Raw genomic sequence first — 20599 nt, 5'->3', positions numbered from 1 at the left:
AGTTTACGGCGCAGCAAAAATCGCGCTGGGATGCGCGCTTAAGGTGCTTTATGACAATCGCGCCAATCGACCGCTTTGCCGAGCGCATCGAACATCACAGGCAATGCGCTTTTGGCTTTCGGGTGTATGTCGTGGAACAGCATGATGCCGTGACGCTTGATCAGCATCAGCGTGATCATGCGATTGATGATGTCGTCGGGCGTGACGTGGCTGTTCCAGTCTTGCGAATCAAGATTCCATAAGGCCACTTGCAGTCCCTGCTCCTGGAAGAATGTCCCGCTATCCGCTTTGCGCTGACCATAGGGCGGACGGAAGTAGGGATAGACGGTGTCCTTGGCAAAAGTGGTGTTCAACAGAGCGTGGGTGCGTTTGATGGAGTCTTGCCATTGCTCCCATTTTGCGTGGGATTGATGCTCCCAGCCGTGCGAGGCGACGCATTGGTTTTGGTAGAGGCCGGCCATCGCCGCGGCGCTGGACTTGCTTGACCGGTTTTGAAAATTCTCGCCAAGCACAAAAAAGATCGCGCTTCTCTTGTTGGTTTCCAGCATGCGCAAGGTGTCGTCCGTGGTGCCATTGCCTGCGGTCGGGCCATCGTCAAAGGTCAGCAAGAACTGCCGGTCTTCGAATGCGTCGCCGTTCCATTCGCGGTCGTTGAAGCGATCGATTTCGCTGCTCACCTTGGGGAACAGGGCGGCCAGCCGCAATTGCTCGGCGATATAGGCGTGCGAGAAGCGGCTCAGGTTGTCGCGCCAGGGCAGCAAATCCTGCGGGATATTCTGGTTCCAGTCCGCGGCTTTTTTAAGCAAATCCGAGGTATTGCCCGGGTTGCCTACGCAAGTCCAATCCGTGCTGACGCAGGTTTTCGAGGCGCGTTGATAGTTCAACAGGGAAAACTCGAATTCTTTTTTAAGCCATTTTTCAACCGACACACGGTTAAGACTTTTGATCTTGAACGAGGTCAGCATGTCGGCATCGGAGAGCTTCTGCATCCCCTGCAGCACCAGGACATACGAGAGCAGCGATGCTCTTGATGCTTTATCGAAACCGTTTTGCGTGTTGACCGGCTCCGGCCAAAGGCGCTGATCCGCCTTGGCAACAACAGCGGGACCAGCAGCATCGGCAAGCGCCGGCAATGAAGTCAGGCACAAGGCGGCGGATACTGCCAATGGCAGCATCGCGACTAGCGTTTTTCGCATGGTCCCGCGCTGCATTATTTCGCTCCCTTTTGTTGCATGCGCTGAATCGCTTTGTCGTAGACGGGATTGTTTTTCTCGCCGTTGGCGTATTTATACTCGCGCAAAGCGTCGTTCCATTGCTCGGCCGCTTCGTATATTTTGGCGTTGTTGTAATGCGAGCTGGCGCGCACCGTGGCAGCCGTCGGGCCATTGGCCAAGGCGATCGCTTTACGGTTGGCCCACATGGCTTCCGCTACCCGGCCGGCTTTTTGAAAGACCAATCCCAGATTGCTATACGCCTGGCCGTAGTTGCCGTTGAGTTCAATCGCGGCTTGATACAAGCGGATCGATTCGTCGTAATTGCCGGCGTGATAGGCGTCCTCGCCCTGTTTGTTCAAACTCTTGGCGTCATCCTGATTGCTGGCGCTGTAGCTGACGGTCTGCACTTCGCTGTGGTTGATCACGCCCTGGAACTCGGAAGTTTGCAGACGGTCGTGGCTGGTGACGCCCTTGATCGTGTTGAAGTCCTGGAATTCACCGGCTTCGGTAACGGCGAATACCGTCCACAAATTACCCACCTTATTGGTCGGCACATAGTAGGTTTTGATCAGCGTTTGACCGACATATACAAATACCTTGGCGCCGCTTTTCGACAAGCGGTCTGAATTCGGGTTGCTGCCGTCGGAGAAATTATGGACGGCGTAAACGTAGCGCTCGCCGTCGTGCTTGCGGTTAATGGTGATGGTTTCAGGACCGAAACCGGTGGTGTTGTCGACATCGAGCAGGGCATCGGTGCCCTTCATGTTCATGAAATAAACGTGATTGGCGGGATAGACGATGTGGGAATCCAGATCGCGCGGCTCGGCGCCCCAGTTCAACACCACACGCATGCCATCCAGATTGTTCATCACCGGGCTGATCGCATAGGTGGTGCCGGAGCATGGGCACTTCACGACCAGGTTGGAATAGCCGCTTTTCTTGACGATCAGCAGCACTGAAGGATCGTCGGCAAAGGCAGTGTTCAGGCTGACCTGACCTTGCGCATTGGTGGTTGCAGTGGCGGATTGTTCGCCATTTTTTTGCAGGGTAACTGTCGCGCCGTCAATTTTTCTATCTTTGATGGTGGCGCTCAGAATTTGCACATTAATGTCACTGGCGGCATTGGCGGTATTGACTACGGCGGCACTGATGGCGGCCGCCATCAAGGACAATGCGGTCAACTTAAGAATTTGATTTTTAATACGGGTACGCATCACGGTTCTCCTTTTTGCTGCGACTGGATTGTCGCAACGATTTGCATTGCTCGATATCAACAAAGGCCGCTATCGTACCGTGGCGAAACTATTTGCGAAAGGTAATGTGTTCCGTGATTTCACCGCTGTTGTAAAAAGATCGTCTTACAGCGCCTGCCAGCCCTGGACCCCGGTAAATACCGCGGCGGCAATCAACAGCATGCCCACCGCGCGTGCGGCAGTGGTGGTGGCAGCGGGGTTGGTTTCAAACCAGCCGCTGGCGCGGATGGACAGTAGCGCGATTGCGCCGTACACCCCGGCCTGGGTGAGCGCAGTGATGACACCCAGCACCGCCGCCTGGCTCCAGATCGGGCCTTGCCCGACTTTCAGGAATTGCGGAAATATCGCCAGCATGAAGACGTAAGCCTTGGGGTTGAGCAGGCTGGTCAGCATCGCCTGGCCAAAAGTGGTCGCCGGCGCCCGCGCGTCCGTGTGCCGCGAGAACCGGAACGCCATCTCGCTGCGCCACAGCGACCAGCCGATCCAGGCGATATAAAAGGCGCCGGCCAGCAGCACCAGGTTGAATAAGGCCGGCCATAGTTTCAGCACCACGGCGATGCCCAAAGCGCCCATGGTGACGTGGCACACGCCGCCGGCGATGATCCCGGCCACCGCGGCGAAGCCGGAGCGGCGTCCCCCGACCAGTGCGCTGGCGAGGACGAAAGCCATGTCCAGCCCGGGCAGCACGATGACCCCGAATACCACCAGAAAGTACAGCCACAGATTGACGGATTGGTTCATGGTCGCGATTTCCTTGTTTTCATTTGCTTAGGTAGCGTGTTGCGCATGGGAAATGAGCTTAAGGCAGATTTAGGACATAATTCGCCCTATTTATCGAATACCTTTGAGCCATGTACCACCCGACCACACGCGTGCTGGCAGTGCTGGAACTGCTGCAAACCCATGACCGCATCAGCGGTACGGAGCTGGCGGCGCGTCTGCAAATCGATGGCCGCACCTTGCGCCGTTATATCGTCATGTTGGAAGAAATGGGTATACCGATCACGACCGAACGCGGCCGTCATGGCGGCTACGCGCTGATGGCCGGCTTCAAGCTGCCGCCGATGATGTTTACCGATGACGAGGCGTTGGCATTGGCTATCGGACTGCTGGCGGCGCGCGGTCTGGGTCTGGCCGAGGCGGCGCCGGCGGTGGCCAGCGCCCAGTCCAAGCTGGAGCGCATCATGCCGGCCAACTTGAAGCGCCGCGTCAGCGCCATCGACCAGACGGTGAAACTGGACCTGTCGCGCGCCACCGCCCCCGGTAACAACGCTGCGCTGCTGGCCTTGAGTGCAGCCGCCCAAGCCCGGCAACGGGTGCGCCTGTACTATCGCAGCGCGCAGCAAAACGATAGCGAGCGCGAGTTCGATCCCTATGGTTTGGCTTATCGCGACGGCTGCTGGTATGTGGTGGGGATGTGCCACTTGCGCCATGGCCTGCGCTCGTTCCGGCTGGACCGGATCCGGCAGGTCGATCTGCTGGAAGTAAGCTTTATGCGTCCGGCCGATTTCGACGCGCTCGCTTATTTGAGCTTGTCGGTGGCGACTTTGCCGCGTGCGTTCACGGTTGAAGTGTTGCTGAAAGCCGATCTCGACAGTGCGCGCAGCCACCTGTTCGAAGCTATCGGGGTATTCGAGCAAACCGCGGAGGGGGTGCTGATCCGCAACCAATCCGATGATCTGGACTGGTTTGCGCGCCAGCTGGCGCGGCTACCTTTCGCGTTCGAGATACGACGCCCGGCCGAATTGCGCGACGCGTTGAAGGCTTGCGCCAAGCGGCTGCTTCAACTGGCCGACACTTGAACGGCGCGCTGCTGCAACAGGGTCAACCAGCGCTCGCCGCATTCGGCATCGCTGATACATAGCGCGTAGTCGGTCACGGTTCTGGCGGCGCGTTCCAGCAACTGAATATCCGCTTCGTGCTGGCGTGCGACGTGCGGGTCTTCCAGGAACAATACGCGGCGGCATTGCTGGCGGTCCAGGATCAATTCGGCAATTTGGGCATCGCCGCCCAGCGGGCCGCTCAAGAACGGTTTGACCCAGTTGCGTCCGGCTTCTTCGCCTTTGATCTTTTGCGCCAGTTTGTTCAACAGGCTGCCGGTGGTGCCGGTGGCGCAGCGGAATGCAAATTGATCCAGCAGCTGGAAATGGCGCTCCGCGATATCCAGCATGCGATCTTTCATTGCATCGTGGGCAATCAGCGCGATGCCTTCATTGGCCAGATCGAACGTCGGATCGAGTTGCGGATTGGGTGCGGCGCCCAGCGCGCATGCCTCCAGTTCCAGCCATTCGCGGGCGCCGGCCAGGGTCGACAAAAAGGGTTTGCCATGAATCACGCATTGCCGCTTCAGCGCCACCGCCTCCGGAAAGGTCGATGACGGATCGACCGGATCCATCAGGTAAATGACCGCGTCCAGCGTGCGCGCCGGATCGGCGTCGACCACGCGCGAGACCAGTTTCATCAAGCCGCCCTGACGGCCATAGGGAAAGCGTTCGATGTGCGGATAATTCTTGAGCAAGCCAAGTTGTTCCATTGCATCCAGAGTGCGTCCGACCACGATCAGCTGAGGTTTCAAGTGTTGTTCGATGACATTGCGGCTGCCGTTGAGCAACTGAGCGAGCGCCGAATCAGGCGCGCCCTGATGACTGCGGCTGGTGGCCAGGCCGATGCGGAAATGGGGGGAGTTGGCGGGCATATGAAAGCAGGGAAAAGTCGACATGGGCAACATTGCGCGGCACTGACTTTACCATACCGCCATGCTGTTTCCAGCGCTGGGCGGATCTGCAATAACGATAAAAATGGATCTACAATGCCGTCTATGAATAAAGCATTTGTCAAAGAACCTGAAGGCGATGACGACGATCTGGAGTTCGGATTGCCGCCTATCCCTGCCGGCACCAAGAACTACATGACGCCGGCCGGCTATCAACGCATGAAAGATGAGTTGTTGCAACTGATCGACACCGATAGGCCGGAGGTGGTGCGCATCGTTTCATGGGCGGCATCGAACGGCGATCGCTCGGAAAATGGGGATTACATCTATGGCAAGCGACGGCTGCGTGAAATCGACCGCCGCATCCGCTTTTTGACCAAGCGCCTGGATTTGGCCGAGGTGGTCGATCCGAGCGTGCATCATGGCCGCGACCAGATATTTTTCGGTGCCACTGTCACTTACCAGAATCATGCAGGCGAAGAACACACGGTGACGATTGTGGGGATTGACGAGCTTGATCCGCTGCATGGAAAAATCAGCTGGATTTCGCCGGTTGCACGGGCCTTGACCAAGGCGCATGAAGGGGAGATGGTGACGCTGATGACGCCTGCCGGGTTGGATGAGCTGGAAGTATTGAGCGTCAGTTATCCGGAATCGTAAGCGTGTTGTCAGCGCAATTCTTATGGAGTGTTCATAAATCACTTGGGATGGGGGGATGTCCCCCATCTTTTCATTTGCCTGCCACAGATCAACGTCTTTGATACTGCTGGCTGCCAAACAGGATCTCCCTCTCCTTGTCACCCGTCAGCGGCCTGCGCGCAGAGGCCAGCACTTCGACTCCGCGCTTGACTGCCGGACGTTCGCTGATAGTGTCAAACCAGTTTTTCAAATAGGGAAAGTCGCTTAGCTCGACGCCCTGGTTTTTCCATGAGCGTATCCATGGAAAGGTGGCGATATCGGCAATCGTGTACTGATTGCCTGCCAGATACGGGTGTTGCGACAGCTGTTTGTCGATCACGCCGTACAGTCGCTTGGCTTCATTGGTATAGCGGTTGACCGCGTACTCGATTTGTTCCGGCGCGTAGATGCGGAAATGGTGGGCTTGTCCCAGCATCGGGCCCACGCCGCCCATCTGGAACATCAGCCATTGCAGCGTGTTGAACTTCTCGCGGTCGGTGTCGCCGAGGAGCTTGCCGGCCTTGCTCGCCAGGTAAACCAGGATCGCGCCCGACTCATACAGCGAAATAGGCTGTCCATCCGGGCCGTCGGCATCGACGATGGCAGGGATTTTGTTGTTCGGCGAAATCGACAGGAAATCGGGCTTGAACTGGTCGCCGGCGCCGATGTCGACCCCGTGCACGCGGTACGGCAAGCCGCATTCTTCCAGCATGATGTGAACTTTGTGGCCATTCGGTGTCGCCCAGCTATAGACGTCGATCATGATTTTTTCCTTTCTCTGTTTGGTGACGCTGTCTGTGTGCGGGATTAAATTGTTGCCAGCCGTTGTAGCGCCTGCTGCAAGGTCTGGTCTTGCTTGGCGAAGCAAAATCGCACGATGCCGGATTCACGCGGCGATTGATAGAACGCCGACACGGGAATCGCGGCGACCCCGATCTCGCTGGTCAGCCAGATCGCAAAGTCGGCTTCGCTCAAGGAAGAGATTGCCGAGTAATCGACGCAAATAAAATAAGTGCCGTCGGCCGGCAATAACTTGAAGCGCGAGTTTTCCAGGCCGGCGCGAAACAGGTCGCGCTTGCGTTGGTAAAACGCGGGTAGTTCCAGATAGGGTGCGGGATTTTGCATGTAATTGGCGATCCCGTGCTGCACCGCGGTATTGACGGTGAAAACACTGTATTGATGCACTTTGCGGAATTCTGCCGACAGCGCTGCCGGTGCTGCGACGTAGCCGATTTTCCAGCCGGTGACGTGATAGGTCTTGCCGAAACTGGAGACGATAAAGGCACGCGCCGCGAGTTCGGGGTGGCGACAAATCGACTCATGGCGCGCGCCGTCGTAGATCATGTGTTCGTAGACTTCGTCCGCCAGGATCAGGATGTCGGTGCCGCGCACGATGTCGGCCAGTGCCTGGATGTCGGTCGCGGTCAGCACTGTGCCGGTCGGATTGTGCGGGGTATTGACCAGGATCATGCGGGTGCGTGCGTTGACCGCTGCCGCTATCTTGTGCCACGGTACGCTGTAGCCATTGGCGTCCAATTCCATTTGCACCAGCACCGGCGTGCCGCCGGCCAGTTCGATCGCCGGCACATAACTGTCATAGGCCGGTTCGATCACAATCACTTCGTCGCCCGGGTGCACCGTGCACATGATGGCTGTCAGCAAGCCCTGCGTGGCGCCGGCGGTGACGGTGATTTCGGTGGCCGGATCGTAGCGATGCCCATACAGGTGTTCGATTTTGCCGGCGATGGCTTGCCGCAAAGCGGGCACGCCGGGCATGGGCGGATATTGATTGAAGCCGCTTTTCATGGCGCCGGCGACCAGCTCGACCAGTGTCGGATCGCAGTCGAAATCGGGAAATCCCTGGCCCAGGTTGACCGCATTCTTTTCGCTGGCGAGCGCCGACATGACGCTAAAAATGGTGGTGCCGACCTTCGGAAGTTTGGAGCGGAGTTGGGTCGGGTTGATGGTCCGGGATGCCTCGGGGCTGGTCGTCGGCACAAAGGAATGTCGCTGCGTGGTCATCTGAATCGATTCTGGCTAAAGTGTGAATTTGGCATTTTAGCGTTTTGTCGACGACTGTACAGCGGCCAGAAATCAAGAGTCGGCAAGAGATGGAAGGCGCCATGCCTGCGGCGTGACAATCGAAAACAGCCCGGCCTTGGCAGTCTTGCGCGCCAGTTTCAGCAGCGCCTTGTCCTTGGTGACCAGGGTCGCAGCTCGCGCGCCCAACGCCAGCTCCAGGAATTTCTGGTCGTCCGTATCGCTGCACAGCGGCAAACGAATATCGGTGCGCGGCGACAAGGCATCGGCTGCCAGGCAATGGATCAAAGAGTCGAATTCGGCATTGATGCCGGTCCGCGTTTCATCGCTGATTGGCAGGTGCTGGTAATGCAGCACTCTCTGCCATTCGTTGCGGCAGTCGGCACGGGTCACGGCCTCTATCTCGCCGGCTTGCAGGGCTGCCATCAATGCCGCCCAGCGCGGGTCGCGAAATACAAATAAATCGAGACATACATTGGTATCGAGGACGATGCGCTGCTGATTTAAACCTTGGTTCATGCGGGATTCCGTAATTCGTGCAAAATTCGTGAAGCATTTTACCTTGTGCCCTTTTTCGAGGAGCGAATTACTTTGACGATCATTCTTGAGACCGACCGCCTGATCCTGCGCAGGCTGACTTGCGACGATGCGGAATTTTATCTTGAGCTGGTGAACGATCCTTCGTGGTTGCGGTTCATCGGCGATAAAGGGGTGAAAACCCTGGACGCGGCACGCGAGGCCATCTTGAGTGGACCGGTGGCGATGCATGAGCGTATGGGCTTCAGTTTTTATTTGACCGAGTTGAAAGAAGGCGGCGTCCCGATTGGCATCTGCGGCTTAGTCAAAAGGGACAGCCTGGACGATGTCGATATCGGCTTCGCCTTTCTTCCAAGGTTCTGGGGCAAGGGATATGCGTATGAGGCGGCATCTGCGGTGATGGCGTACGGCAGAAATACTTTCGGCTTCGACCGGATAGTCGCGATCGCGTCGCCTGACAATCACAGTTCAATCAAACTTATCGAGAAGATCGGTCTGAAATTCGAGCAAATGCTGCCGTTGTTTAGGAGCGATGGACGGCCGACCAGTTTGTTTGCGTGTGATTTCCGCGAGTCTTTTCATCATATTGCTGGTATGACGCCGGAATAAGCGCTGTGCTAAGGTTGGTCCTTCGCGGCATCACACCTGGAGGCGAACATGAAATTGATCGAACCGGATGAATTGAATGACTTCAATGCTGTGCTGGTCAGGCACAAGCTTGCTGCCGACGATTTCGAGCTGAGGGAGCTTGATACGACGGACCCCAAGACGGACGAGGTATTTGCGCTGACCGGGTTTGTTACGGTGACGCGGAAATCCTCCGGCCGCAAACAACAATATCCGATCGGCGATGGCTCGATATGGGTTGCTGAATTCGAGAGGGATGTGGCGGCAGGCGTGTTCGGCTGAAAGCGGTTGAAAGGGGAGGGGTAAGCTCAGGCGAGTGCCGGTGGCTTTCGGTATGATGGCGAACTTCTCCTTCGGATGCCTATTTGGATGTTCACATGCTGATTGTTTTATCGCCTGCAAAATCCCTCGATTACACCACCCCAAGCACGACCGAAATACATACCACGCCGGATTTTATTGAGCATTCGGCCGAGCTGATTGATGTATTGAAAGAATTGTCGCCGGCACAGATCGGCAGCTTGATGAAGATATCCGATCCGCTGGCGCAGTTGAACGCCACGCGTTTTTCCTCTTGGTCAACAAAATTCACCAGCGCCAATTCGAAGCAGGCAATCATGGCTTTCAATGGCGATGTCTACGAAGGCCTGGATGCGGCCTCGCTCAGCAGCGCGCAGCTGACTTATGCGCAAACGCATGTTCGTATCCTGTCGGGTTTGTATGGCGTGTTGCGACCGTTGGACCGGATGCAGCCGTATCGGCTTGAAATGGGCACCAGCCTGGTCAATCCGCGCGGAAAAAATCTGTATGCGTTTTGGGGCGATGCGGTGACCCTGGCGTTGAAGCGGCAGCTGCAGCAGCAAAAGTCGCAGACGCTGGTCAATCTGGCCTCGGAGGAATACTTCAAGGTGGTCCGGCCGTCAGTGCTGGATGCCGCCATCGTCACTCCCGTGTTTGAAGACTGGAAAAATGGCAAGTACAAAATAATCTCGTTCTACGCCAAGCGCGCTCGCGGATTGATGGCGCGTTATGCAGCGCAGCACAAGATAGCCGATCCGGAGCGGCTCAAGAACTTTGATGTGGATGGTTATCAATACGATGCCGAAGCATCGAATGCCGGGCGCTGGATGTTCAGGCGACGGCTGGCGGAGTAGGGAGGGGCAACTTGGCTGGCATCCGTTGCCAGCCGGACTTCGGCGTCATTTGTTGCTTCGGTTTGACCGCCTCCGCCACGGCGCGTTAGAATGCCGGGTTATTAAAAATGTGGGCTTGTTTAGATATGCGTCGCAAACTTGTAGCCGGGAACTGGAAAATGAATGGCGGCCTGGCTTTCAATGCTGCATTACTGGCTGAAATCAAGGCCGGTCTGAAGCAAGTCGATTGCGATGTGGCGCTCTGCGCGCCTGCGCCTTACCTGGCGCAATGTCAGTCCGAACTTGCCGGGACGCCAATTGGCTGGGGCGGGCAGGATCTGTCGGCGCATGCTGCCGGTGCTTATACAGGTGAAGTTGCGGCATCGATGTTGCAGGATTTCTCTTGTCAGTACGTCATTGTCGGTCACTCTGAGCGACGTGCATATCACGCTGAGAGCAACGAATTGGTGGCGCAGAAAGCGCTGCGCGCGTTGCAGACTGGATTGACGCCTATCGTGTGTGTTGGCGAAACCCTGGCCGAGCGCGAAGCTGGTCGGACCGATGAGGTTGTCGGCCAGCAGCTCGACGCAGTATTGCAATTGCTGGATGGCGCCGAGCTGGCAAAGATTGTCGTGGCGTATGAGCCGGTTTGGGCTATCGGCACCGGCAAGACGGCGACGCCGCAGATGGCGCAAGACGTGCACGCTGCATTGCGCGCCAAGCTGTCCGCTAAAAATGCCGGTGCTGCGAACGTGGTAAAGATTTTGTATGGTGGCAGCATGAAGCCGGACAACGCTGGCGAATTGCTGGCAATGCCGGATATCGATGGCGGCTTGATTGGTGGTGCAGCTTTAAAGGCGGCCGATTTTCTGGCGATTATTGCTGCGGCGTGAGTGCTGTTCCAGGTGTCGATTTGCAGGTTTGGAATCAAGTCGGCGCAGCCGGAAGAGTATTAAGTAATTGTTGTGGGTATTGAAGTGACTGAAGCTTGCTAGTCAAGGCGTGGCAAATAAGAATTTAAAGAATTAACCCTCATTGGAAATAATTAAATGAACACAGTATTTAACATCATCATGATCGTTCAGGTTCTGGCGGCGCTGGCGATCATCGGTCTCGTGTTGCTGCAGCATGGCAAGGGCGCTGATATGGGTGCTGCTTTCGGCTCCGGCGCTTCCGGCAGTTTGTTCGGCGCCACCGGCTCTTCAAATTTCTTGTCGAAGTCGACCGGTCTGGCGGCTGCGATTTTCTTTATCGCGACTTTGACCCTGGTTTATCTGGGAAATCATCGTACGGTTTCGAGCGGTGGCGTGATGGAGAATCTGCCGCCGGCATCGACTCCCGCAGCGGCGATCCCGGCAACGCAATCGGCGCCTGCAACTCCGGCTGCACCATCGGCTGCAACTCCTGCTGCATCGGCTAATTCGGCGTCGGCAGCGACTGGTGCCGCGCAATCGAATCAAATCCCTAAATAAAACCCTTTTCCGAGTGAAATTGCTGACTTTTAATCTAATAGTGCATTGAATAAATGTACCAAATCAGGTTAAAATAAGCCCTTATGCCGACGTGGTGAAATTGGTAGACACGCTATCTTGAGGGGGTAGTGGCGAAAGCTGTGCGAGTTCGAGTCTCGCCGTCGGCACCAAGCAGTTGCATCAAACAATATCAAGGCCAGCAAAGGTTGCCCCCGCGCTGGCTTTTTGTCGAGGAGCTTGTTGTATGGTTTTCGGGATTGGATGCATCGGCTTTGATGTGTTTTTGTTCTGTGAATCATTCTGCTAATCGCTCAAACTACTAGCGCATAATCGTGAACCTCGAAAACTATTTTCCCGTCCTGTTGTTTATTCTGATCGGTATCGCGGTTGGTATTGCACCGCAATTGCTCGGTCGAATCCTTGGGCCGCACCGGCCTGATTCCCAAAAGACTTCCCCTTACGAATGCGGCTTTGAAGCATTCGAAGATGCGCGCATGAAGTTTGATGTGCGCTATTACCTTGTCGCCATTTTGTTCATTTTGTTCGATCTGGAAACCGCTTTTTTCTTCCCGTGGGGGGTTGCGATGCGCGACCTCGGTTGGCAGGGCTTTATCACGATGATGGTGTTTATCGCCGAATTCGTGGTTGGCTTCTGGTACATCTGGAAGAAAGGCGCCCTGGATTGGGAGTAAGTCATGTCTATTGAAGGTGTATTGAACGAAGGTTTTGTTACCACCACGGCCGACAAGCTGATCAACTGGACCCGTACCGGGTCGCTATGGCCGATGACGTTTGGTCTGGCTTGCTGCGCGGTTGAGATGATGCACGCCGGAGCGTCGCGTTACGACATGGACCGTTTCGGCGTGATTTTCCGGCCGTCGCCACGTCAGTCCGACGTGATGATCGTCGCCGGCACTCTGTGCAACAAGATGGCGCCGGCCCTGCGCAAGGTTTACGACCAAATGCCTGAGCCGCGCTGGGTGATTTCCATGGGCTCTTGCGCTAATGGCGGCGGTTACTATCATTATTCGTATTCGGTAGTGCGCGGCTGCGATCGCATTGTGCCGGTCGATATCTACGTGCCGGGTTGTCCGCCGACCGCTGAGGCGCTGCTGTACGGGATCATACAGTTGCAAAACAAGATCCGCCGTACCAATACGATTGCGCGTTAAGAGAACAGAATGACGACGAAACTGGAAATCCTTGAAGCCGCCGTGCGCAATGCATTGGGCGATGATCTTCAAAGTCTGACTGTTGCCCTCGGTGAGGTCGCAATCGTAGTCAAGGCAGCTAACTATTTGTCGGCCATGCGCGTGCTGCGCGATCACGCCGATACCCGCTTTGAAGAATTGATAGATCTGTGCGGCGTCGATTATTCGACGTATGGCGACGGTGTATGGGAAGGCGCGCGCTTTGCCGCGGTTTCCCATTTGCTGTCGATCGAGCATAACTGGCGCCTGCGGGTCCGCGTGTTTGCCCCGGATGACGATATGCCGTTACTGGCTTCGGTGACGGACATCTGGGCCTCTGCCAATTGGTATGAGCGCGAAGCATTCGATTTCTTCGGCATCCTGTTCGAAGGGCATAACGACTTGCGTCGTATTTTGACCGACTATGGTTTTATCGGTCATCCGTTCCGCAAGGACTTCCCGGTGTCGGGCTATGTCGAGATGCGCTATGACCCGGAACAAAAACGCGTGATTTATCAACCCGTGACGATTGAACCGCGTGAAATTACGCCGCGCGTGATTCGTGAAGAACATTACGGGATCAAATAATGGCAGAGATTAAAAATTACACGCTGAACTTCGGTCCGCAACATCCGGCTGCGCATGGTGTTTTGCGCCTGGTGCTGGAATTGGATGGTGAAGTGATCCAGCGTGCCGACCCGCATATCGGCCTGTTGCATCGTGCAACCGAAAAACTGGCCGAACAAAAAACCTATTTGCAATCCGTGCCGTACATGGATCGTCTCGACTACGTGTCGATGATGTGCAATGAGCACGGCTATGTGATGGCGATCGAACGCCTGTTGGGCCTCGAAGTGCCGTTGCGGGCGCAATACATCCGCGTGATGTTCGATGAGATCACCCGTCTGCTGAACCACCTGATGTGGATTGGCGCGCATGCACTGGACGTCGGCGCGATGGCGGTGTTGCTGTACGCATTCCGCGAGCGCGAAGATTTGATGGACTGCTACGAGGCTGTGTCCGGCGCCCGTATGCATGCGGCTTACTATCGTCCGGGCGGCGTTTATCGCGATCTGCCGGATACCATGCCGCAGCATAAGGCTTCGCTGGTGCGCAATGCCAAGGCAATCAACGCATTGAACGAAAACCGCCAGGGCTCGTTGCTGGACTTCATCGAAGACTTCACCGTTCGCTTCCCTAAATACGTCGACGAATACGAAACCCTGCTGACCGATAACCGGATCTGGAAACAGCGTCTGGTCGGCATCGGCGTGGTCTCGCCAGAGCGCGCCAAGGCCATGGGCTTCACCGGTCCGATGCTGCGCGGTTCCGGCGTCGAGTGGGATTTGCGTAAAAAGCAGCCGTACGAAGTGTATGACTTGCTGGATTTCGATATCCCGGTTGGTAAGAACGGCGATTGCTACGACCGCTATCTGGTTCGCGTGGAAGAAATGCGCCAGTCGAATCGCATCATCAAGCAGTGCGTGGAGTGGCTGCGCAACAATGGCGGTCCGGTCATGACGGATAACCATAAAGTGGCGCCGTCGTCGCGAGTCGACATGAAGTCGAACATGGAAGAGCTGATCCATCACTTCAAACTCTTCACCGAAGGTTTCCACGTGCCGCCGGGCGAAGCCTACGCAGCGGTGGAGCATCCGAAGGGCGAGTTTGGCGTGTACCTGATTTCGGATGGGGCCAACAAGCCGTACCGTCTGAAAATCCGGGCACCTGGCTTTCCGCATCTGCAAGGTTTGAACGAAATGGCCAAGGGCCACATGATTGCCGATGCCGTCACCATCATCGGTACGCAAGATATCGTGTTCGGTGAAATTGATCGTTAATCCGAGCAGCTTGAAAAAGTAAAACGAGTATGAATTTGCCGCGAATTGACGCGGCAATGCAGATGGTAAATTTACCAATAACTAGCGCAGAGCACCGCGCACGAATGGCCGACAACATGTTGTTAAGTCAAGATACATACAAAAAGATTGATCGCGAAGTGGCGAAATTTCCTGCCGACCAGAAGCAGTCGGCAGTGATGGCCGCATTGGCGATCGCGCAGGATGAAAAAGGCTGGCTGGCGCCGGAAACCATGCAGGATGTCGCGGATTATCTCGGCATGCCGGCGATCGCGGTGCAGGAAGTCGCGACCTTTTACAACATGTACAACACCAAGCCGGTCGGCAAGCACAAGATCAGCATCTGCACCAATTTGCCATGCCAATTGTCTGGCGGCGAGCGCGCGGCTGAACATCTGAAGCACAAGCTCGGCATCGGTTTCCGTGAAACTACCGCCGATGGCCAGTTCACGCTGGTCGAGGGCGAGTGCATGGGAGCTTGCGGCGACGCGCCGGTGCTGCTGGTCGATAACAAACGCATGTGTAGCTGGATGTCGAACGAAAAGATTGACGGCTTGCTGGAGGAACTGAAGAAATGACCTGCCTGCACGATCGTCATATCAACCCGCTGATCCTGGCTAACCTGGACGGCAACAACTGGCATTACGAAGATTACGTCAAGCGCGGCGGTTACTCTGCGCTGAAACGCATCCTGACCGAAGGCATTACGCCGGAACAAATCATCGCCGAACTGAAAGCCGGCTCGCTGCGCGGCCGCGGCGGCGCGGGCTTCCCGACCGGCCTGAAGTGGAGCTTCATGCCGCGTCAGTTCCCCGGTCAAAAATACCTGGTCTGCAATACCGACGAAGGCGAGCCTGGCACATTCAAGGATCGCGACATCATCCGCTACAATCCGCACGCGCTGATTGAAGGGATGGCCATCGGCGCTTATGCGATGGGTATTTCGGTCGGCTACAACTACATTCACGGCGAAATCTGGTCCGGCTACGAGCGCTTTGAAGAAGCGCTGGAAGAAGCGCGTGCTGCCGGTGCACTGGGCGACAAGATTTTCGGCAGCGCATTCAACTTCCAGTTGCACGCGTTCCACGGTTATGGCGCCTACATCTGCGGCGAAGAAACCGCGCTGCTGGAGTCGCTGGAAGGCAAGAAGGGCCAGCCGCGCTTCAAGCCGCCGTTTCCTGCCAGCTTTGGTCTGTATGGCAAGCCAACCACGATCAACAATACCGAGACATTCGCGGCAGTGCCGTTCCTGCTGAACATGGGCGGCGAAGCCTATGCCGCGCTGGGCAAGCCGAATAACGGCGGCACCAAGATTTTCTCGATCTCCGGCGACGTTGAAAAACCGGGCAATTATGAAGTGCCATTGGGTACGCCATTTGCCAAGCTGATGGAACTGGCCGGCGGCATGCGCGGCGGCAAAAAGATCAAGGCCGTGATCCCTGGCGGTTCTTCCGCGCCGGTGATCAAGGGCGACGTCATGATGGATACCGACCTGGATTACGACTCGATTGCCAAGGCCGGCTCGATGCTCGGTTCCGGCGCGGTGATCGTGATGGACGACACGCGTTGCATGGTCAAATCGCTGTTGCGCCTGTCGTACTTTTATTTTGAAGAGTCCTGCGGTCAATGCACGCCGTGCCGGGAAGGCACCGGCTGGCTGTATCGTCTGGTGCACCGGATTGAAACCGGGCACGGCCGGCCTGAAGACATGGACCTGCTGGACACGGTTGCCGGCAACATCATGGGCCGCACCATTTGTGCGCTCGGCGATGCGGCAGCGATGCCGGTGCGCGGCTTCCTGAAGAATTTTCGCGAAGAATTTGAATATCACATCGAGCATAAGCATTGCTTGGTGCCCGCTTATATTTAAGCCAACGCAATCATTTGCATCAGTGACTGCGTAACCAAGAATGCTTAGGCAAGAAAAGTAAAAGCCATGGTTGAAATCGAAATAGACGGCAAGAAAGTGGAAGTCCAAGAGGGCAGCATGGTAATGGATGCTGCCAACAAGATTGGCACTTACATTCCCCATTTTTGCTATCACAAAAAACTCTCCATCGCGGCCAATTGCCGCATGTGCCTGGTCGAGGTGGAAAAAGCGCCTAAGGCCCTGCCTGCCTGCGCCACGCCGGTGACCGCGGGCATGATCGTGCGCACCAGCAGCGACAAGGCCGTCACCGCGCAAAAGAGCGTGATGGAATTCCTGTTGATCAATCATCCGCTCGATTGCCCGATCTGCGATCAGGGCGGCGAATGCCAATTGCAGGACCTGGCGGTTGGCTACGGTAAATCGTCTTCCCGCTACGAAGAAGAAAAGCGCGTGGTGGCACCGAAAGATGCCGGCCCGCTGATCTCGATGCAGGAAATGAGCCGTTGCATCCAATGCACCCGCTGCGTTCGCTTCGGTCAGGAAATCGCCGGCGTGATGGAATTCGGCATGGTCGGTCGCGGTGAGCATTCCGAGATCACTACCTTCGTCGGCAAGACCGTCAACTCCGAACTGTCCGGCAACATGATCGATCTGTGCCCGGTCGGCGCACTGACCTCGAAGCCGTTCCGTTACAGCGCCCGTACCTGGGAACTGTCGCGCCGCAAGTCGGTCAGCCCGCATGACGGCCTTGGCGCCAACCTGGTGGTTCAGGTCAAAGCCGGCAAAGTGATGCGCGTATTGCCGCTGGAAAATAACGATGTCAACGAATGCTGGCTGTCCGACAAGGATCGTTTCGCCTACGAAGGTTTGAACAGCGCCGAGCGCTTGACCAAGCCGATGTTGAAGCAAGACGGCAAATGGCAGGAAGTCGAATGGCAAACCGCGCTGGAATACGTCGCCCATGGTTTGCGTAACATCCGCCACGAGCACGGCGCCGACGCGATTGCTGCGCTGGGTACGCCGTATTCGACATTGGAAGAACTGTCGCTGCTGCAAAAAGTGGTGCGCGGCCTGGGCTCCGAGAACGTCGATTTCCGCCTGCGTCAATCGGACTTTGCACTGGATGGCAAGGTCACGCCGTGGCTTGGCATGTCGATCAATGAATTTGCGCAACTGGACCGTGCCTTCATCATCGGCTCGTTCCTGCGCAAGGATCATCCGCTGTTGTCGGCACGTCTGCGTTTGAGCGTCAAGCGCGGCGGCAAGCTGAGCATCCTGCACGCGACCGACGACGATTTGCTGATGCCGGTTGCTAACAAGATGATTGCGGCGCCTTCGGCCTGGCTGGCTGCTTTGGGCGAGGTAGCTGTGGCCGTGGCGCAAGCCAAGAGCGTTGCTGCTCCGGCAGGTTTCGAACAGGTCGTGCCATCGGCGGCTGCCAAGCAAACCGCCGCCAGCCTGCTGTCGGGCGATGCCAAAGCCGTGTTGCTCGGCAACGCTGCCGCACAACATCCGCAAGCGTCGCAATTGCACGCGCTGGCGCAATGGATCGCACAGCAAACCGATGCCAAGTTCGGCTACCTGACCGAAGCCGGCAACACCGTCGGCGGCTACCTTGCGAACGCGGTGCCAACCGCCGGCAAGGGCGCCAACGCGCAGCAGCTGTTCGCGCAACCGCGCAAGGCTTATGTATTGCTGAACGCCGAGCCGGAATTCGATAGTTTCGATCCGCAACAGGCGCGCGCTGCACTGAATCAAGCCGAGATGGTGGTGGCGCTGTCGGCCTATAAACACGGTAGCGACTATGCCGACGTGTTGTTGCCGATTGCCCCATTTACCGAAACCTCCGGTACTTTCGTCAATTGCGAAGGTCGTGCGCAAAGCTTCAACGGCACTGTCAAGCCGCTGGGCGATGCACGTCCGGCATGGAAAGTATTGCGTGTGCTCGGCAATTTGCTGAGCTTGCCTGGCTTCGATTACGACACTTCGGAAGCGATTCGCGCCGAAGTATTGGGTACCGATAATGTCGCTGAAGCCAATTTGCAAGCGCGCTTGAATAATCTGTCCGATCTGCAACCGCAAAACGTATCCCAAGTGGCCAACGGCGCGCTGGAACGGATTGCCGATGTGCCTATTTACTTTACCGACGCCGTGGTTCGTCGCGCGCCGTCGCTCCAGGACACTGTCGACGGACAAGCGCCGCAGGCCTGGTTGTCGGCAGTGCTGGCTGAGAAATTGGGCGTCGCCCACGGCGACCGCGTCAATGTCAAGCAAGGGCAGGGCGCAGCGCAGCTGCTTGCCGCGATTGATCGTCAGTTGCCGGATAACGTGGTGCGTGTCGCCGCGGCGCATGCGTCGACCGCGGCACTGGGCGCAATGTTTGGTTCTATCGTAGTGGAGAAAGCATGATGGCTCATTTCATCGCGACCATCAATGCGCTTGGTCTGGACTTCTTCGGTGCTATCTGGCCGCTGATCTGGAACGTCGTCAAGATCGTCATCGTGGTGGTGCCGCTGCTGCTGTGCGTGGCCTACCTGACCTACTGGGAACGCAAGCTGATCGGCTGGATGCATATCCGTCTGGGACCGAACCGGGTGGGTCCGGCCGGGCTGTTACAACCGATCGCCGACGCGCTCAAGCTGCTGTTGAAAGAAGTGACAACACCGGCGCGTGCCAACAAAGTCCTGTTTTTCATCGCACCTATCATGACCATCATGCCGGCTCTGGCCGCATGGGCGGTGGTGCCGTTCGGTCCGGAAACGGTGCTGGCCAATGTGAATGCCGGCTTGTTGTTCGTGATGGCAATCACTTCGATGGAAGTCTACGGCGTGATCATCGCCGGCTGGGCCTCCAACTCCAAGTATGCATTCCTCGGTGCGATGCGCGCCTCGGCGCAGATGGTTTCCTACGAGATCTCGATGGGCTTCGCGCTGGTCGTGGTGCTGATGGTGTCCGGCAGCCTGAACCTGACCGATATCGTGATGGGGCAAAGCAAGGGCTACTTCTATGACCACGGCCTGGGATTCCTGTCCTGGAACTGGTTGTCGCTGCTGCCGATTTTCGTCATCTACTTTATCTCGGGTATTGCCGAAACCAACCGTCATCCATTTGACGTGGTTGAAGGCGAGTCGGAAATCGTGGCCGGTCACATGATCGAATACTCGGGCATGTCGTTCGCGATGTTCTTCCTGGCCGAATACGCCAACATGATCTTGATCTCGATCCTGGCAACCTTGATGTTCCTGGGTGGCTGGGCCTCGCCGGTGTCCTTCCTGGACTGGGTCCCGGGCTGGATCTGGCTCGGCGCCAAGACGTTCTTCATGGTCTCGATATTCATCTGGGTGCGTGCATCGTTCCCACGTTATCGCTACGACCAGATCATGCGTCTGGGCTGGAAAGTATTTATCCCGCTGGTGCTCGCCTACCTGGTGATCGTCGCTGCATGGATCCAAAGTCCATGGAATATCTGGAAGTAATGGGAAGGTTAGTGTAAATGAACGCGATCAAGGATTTTTTCGGTAGCTTGATGCTGCTGGAGTTGCTCAAGGGTTTGCGGCTGACCGGCCGCTACCTGTTTGCACGCAAGATTACGGTGCTGTATCCGGAAGAGAAGACGCCGATGTCGCCGCGCTTTCGCGGTTTGCATGCGCTGCGTCGCTATCCGAACGGCGAAGAACGCTGCATCGCCTGTAAATTGTGCGAAGCGGTTTGCCCGGCGATGGCAATCACGATCGAATCGGAACAGCGTGCCGACGGTTCCCGTCGTACCACACGCTACGACATCGACCTGACCAAGTGCATTTTCTGCGGGTTCTGCGAAGAATCCTGCCCGGTCGACTCGATCGTCGAGACCCATATCCTGGAATACCACGGCGAAAAGCGCGGCGACCTGTACTACACCAAGGAAATGTTGCTGGCAGTTGGTGACCGCTACGAGCCTGAGATTGCGGCGGCGCGTGCGGCGGATGCTGCGTACCGTTAATTATTGTAAATAAGGTGGGTATGGTGATGCG

General features: G+C 56.7%; 23 protein-coding genes and 1 tRNA gene. 17 read left to right on the top strand and 7 right to left on the bottom strand.

The window, feature by feature from the left end; genetic code table 11:
- Positions 1-38: 38 nt before the first annotated feature.
- The 3 genes from ACFPM8_RS10255 to ACFPM8_RS10245 form a co-directional block, all read right to left on the bottom strand.
- Complete coding sequence (locus ACFPM8_RS10255) at positions 39-1196, bottom strand: polysaccharide deacetylase family protein (RefSeq protein ID WP_378997408.1); 1158 nt, start codon at positions 1194-1196, stop codon at positions 39-41.
- 14 nt (positions 1197-1210) lie between these two features.
- Complete coding sequence (locus tag ACFPM8_RS10250; RefSeq protein WP_378997407.1) at positions 1211-2428, bottom strand: tetratricopeptide repeat protein; 1218 nt, start codon at positions 2426-2428, stop codon at positions 1211-1213.
- Between the two features lie 144 nt (positions 2429-2572).
- Positions 2573-3208 carry a LysE family translocator gene (locus tag ACFPM8_RS10245; protein ID WP_378997405.1) on the bottom strand — a complete coding sequence of 212 codons (636 nt, stop codon included), beginning with the start codon at positions 3206-3208 and terminating at the stop codon, positions 2573-2575.
- 110 nt (positions 3209-3318) lie between these two features.
- On the opposite strand from ACFPM8_RS10245, the gene ACFPM8_RS10240 reads away from it, so the two are divergent.
- On the top strand, positions 3319-4269 hold the full coding sequence (locus tag ACFPM8_RS10240) for a helix-turn-helix transcriptional regulator (RefSeq protein ID WP_378997403.1): 951 nt from the start codon (positions 3319-3321) through the stop codon (positions 4267-4269).
- Here the strand turns inward: ACFPM8_RS10240 and ACFPM8_RS10235 are convergent.
- The gene (locus tag ACFPM8_RS10235; RefSeq protein WP_378997453.1) at positions 4251-5162 is read right to left on the bottom strand and encodes a methylglyoxal synthase; all 912 of its coding nucleotides are present in this window, start codon (positions 5160-5162) and stop codon (positions 4251-4253) included. The genes ACFPM8_RS10240 and ACFPM8_RS10235 overlap by 19 nt on opposite strands.
- A 123-nt stretch (positions 5163-5285) precedes the next feature.
- On the opposite strand from ACFPM8_RS10235, the gene greB reads away from it, so the two are divergent.
- A complete protein-coding gene (greB, locus tag ACFPM8_RS10230; protein WP_378997402.1) occupies positions 5286-5840 on the top strand; it encodes a transcription elongation factor GreB in 555 nt (184 codons plus the stop codon).
- Between the two features lie 88 nt (positions 5841-5928).
- Here greB and ACFPM8_RS10225 read toward each other — a convergent pair whose 3' ends face one another.
- From ACFPM8_RS10225 to ACFPM8_RS10215, 3 genes are all read right to left on the bottom strand, one after another.
- Positions 5929-6621, bottom strand: coding sequence for a glutathione binding-like protein (locus ACFPM8_RS10225; RefSeq protein WP_378997401.1), 693 nt, complete (start codon positions 6619-6621; stop codon positions 5929-5931).
- A 44-nt stretch (positions 6622-6665) separates the two neighbouring features.
- On the bottom strand, positions 6666-7880 hold the full coding sequence (locus ACFPM8_RS10220; protein ID WP_378997400.1) for a pyridoxal phosphate-dependent aminotransferase: 1215 nt from the start codon (positions 7878-7880) through the stop codon (positions 6666-6668).
- Between the two features lie 72 nt (positions 7881-7952).
- Complete coding sequence (locus tag ACFPM8_RS10215) at positions 7953-8417, bottom strand: putative toxin-antitoxin system toxin component, PIN family (RefSeq protein ID WP_378997399.1); 465 nt, start codon at positions 8415-8417, stop codon at positions 7953-7955.
- A 72-nt stretch (positions 8418-8489) separates the two neighbouring features.
- Between ACFPM8_RS10215 and ACFPM8_RS10210 the strand changes: the two genes are divergently transcribed.
- The 15 genes from ACFPM8_RS10210 (at position 8490) to nuoI (ending at position 20568) form a co-directional block, all read left to right on the top strand.
- Positions 8490-9044, top strand: a complete 555-nt coding sequence (locus tag ACFPM8_RS10210; protein WP_378997398.1) for a GNAT family N-acetyltransferase — start codon at positions 8490-8492, stop codon at positions 9042-9044.
- A 48-nt stretch (positions 9045-9092) separates the two neighbouring features.
- On the top strand, positions 9093-9344 hold the full coding sequence (locus tag ACFPM8_RS10205) for a transcriptional regulator (protein ID WP_378997397.1): 252 nt from the start codon (positions 9093-9095) through the stop codon (positions 9342-9344).
- 95 nt (positions 9345-9439) lie between these two features.
- Positions 9440-10216 (top strand): peroxide stress protein YaaA, encoded by a 777-nt coding sequence (gene yaaA, locus ACFPM8_RS10200; protein WP_378997396.1) that lies wholly within the window; start codon positions 9440-9442, stop codon positions 10214-10216.
- 125 nt (positions 10217-10341) lie between these two features.
- Positions 10342-11088 (top strand): triose-phosphate isomerase, encoded by a 747-nt coding sequence (tpiA, locus tag ACFPM8_RS10195; protein ID WP_378997395.1) that lies wholly within the window; start codon positions 10342-10344, stop codon positions 11086-11088.
- Between the two features lie 156 nt (positions 11089-11244).
- Positions 11245-11667: a preprotein translocase subunit SecG gene (gene secG, locus ACFPM8_RS10190; RefSeq protein ID WP_378997394.1), complete on the top strand. Its 423-nt coding sequence runs from the start codon at positions 11245-11247 to the stop codon at positions 11665-11667.
- An 85-nt stretch (positions 11668-11752) separates the two neighbouring features.
- A tRNA-Leu gene (locus ACFPM8_RS10185) sits at positions 11753-11837 on the top strand.
- A 162-nt stretch (positions 11838-11999) separates the two neighbouring features.
- Positions 12000-12359 (top strand): NADH-quinone oxidoreductase subunit A, encoded by a 360-nt coding sequence (locus ACFPM8_RS10180; protein WP_378997393.1) that lies wholly within the window; start codon positions 12000-12002, stop codon positions 12357-12359.
- Positions 12360-12362: 3 nt separating this feature from the next.
- Positions 12363-12839, top strand: a complete 477-nt coding sequence (locus tag ACFPM8_RS10175; RefSeq protein ID WP_014005578.1) for a NuoB/complex I 20 kDa subunit family protein — start codon at positions 12363-12365, stop codon at positions 12837-12839.
- Between the two features lie 9 nt (positions 12840-12848).
- Positions 12849-13445 (top strand): NADH-quinone oxidoreductase subunit C, encoded by a 597-nt coding sequence (locus tag ACFPM8_RS10170; RefSeq protein ID WP_378997392.1) that lies wholly within the window; start codon positions 12849-12851, stop codon positions 13443-13445.
- A complete protein-coding gene (locus tag ACFPM8_RS10165; protein ID WP_378997391.1) occupies positions 13445-14698 on the top strand; it encodes an NADH-quinone oxidoreductase subunit D in 1254 nt (417 codons plus the stop codon). Before ACFPM8_RS10170 ends, ACFPM8_RS10165 begins: the two co-directional genes overlap by 1 nt.
- 104 nt (positions 14699-14802) lie before the next feature.
- Complete coding sequence (gene nuoE / locus ACFPM8_RS10160; protein WP_378997390.1) at positions 14803-15294, top strand: NADH-quinone oxidoreductase subunit NuoE; 492 nt, start codon at positions 14803-14805, stop codon at positions 15292-15294.
- Entirely contained in the window at positions 15291-16586 is a 1296-nt protein-coding gene (gene nuoF / locus ACFPM8_RS10155; protein ID WP_378997389.1) for an NADH-quinone oxidoreductase subunit NuoF, read from the top strand. The genes nuoE and nuoF overlap by 4 nt, the downstream gene beginning before the upstream one ends.
- 66 nt (positions 16587-16652) lie before the next feature.
- On the top strand, positions 16653-18995 hold the full coding sequence (gene nuoG, locus ACFPM8_RS10150; protein WP_378997388.1) for an NADH-quinone oxidoreductase subunit NuoG: 2343 nt from the start codon (positions 16653-16655) through the stop codon (positions 18993-18995).
- Entirely contained in the window at positions 18995-20062 is a 1068-nt protein-coding gene (nuoH, locus tag ACFPM8_RS10145) for an NADH-quinone oxidoreductase subunit NuoH (protein WP_378997452.1), read from the top strand. The genes nuoG and nuoH overlap by 1 nt, the downstream gene beginning before the upstream one ends.
- 17 nt (positions 20063-20079) lie before the next feature.
- Positions 20080-20568, top strand: a complete 489-nt coding sequence (gene nuoI, locus ACFPM8_RS10140) for an NADH-quinone oxidoreductase subunit NuoI (RefSeq protein ID WP_378997387.1) — start codon at positions 20080-20082, stop codon at positions 20566-20568.
- Positions 20569-20599 lie beyond the last annotated feature (31 nt).

Source organism: Paraherbaspirillum soli (genome assembly GCF_042654985.1).
Taxonomy (GTDB): Bacteria; Pseudomonadota; Gammaproteobacteria; order Burkholderiales; family Burkholderiaceae_D; genus Paraherbaspirillum; species Paraherbaspirillum soli.
Note: the sequence above shows the minus strand (reverse complement) of the source record. Positions and strands in the feature narration are given on the sequence as shown.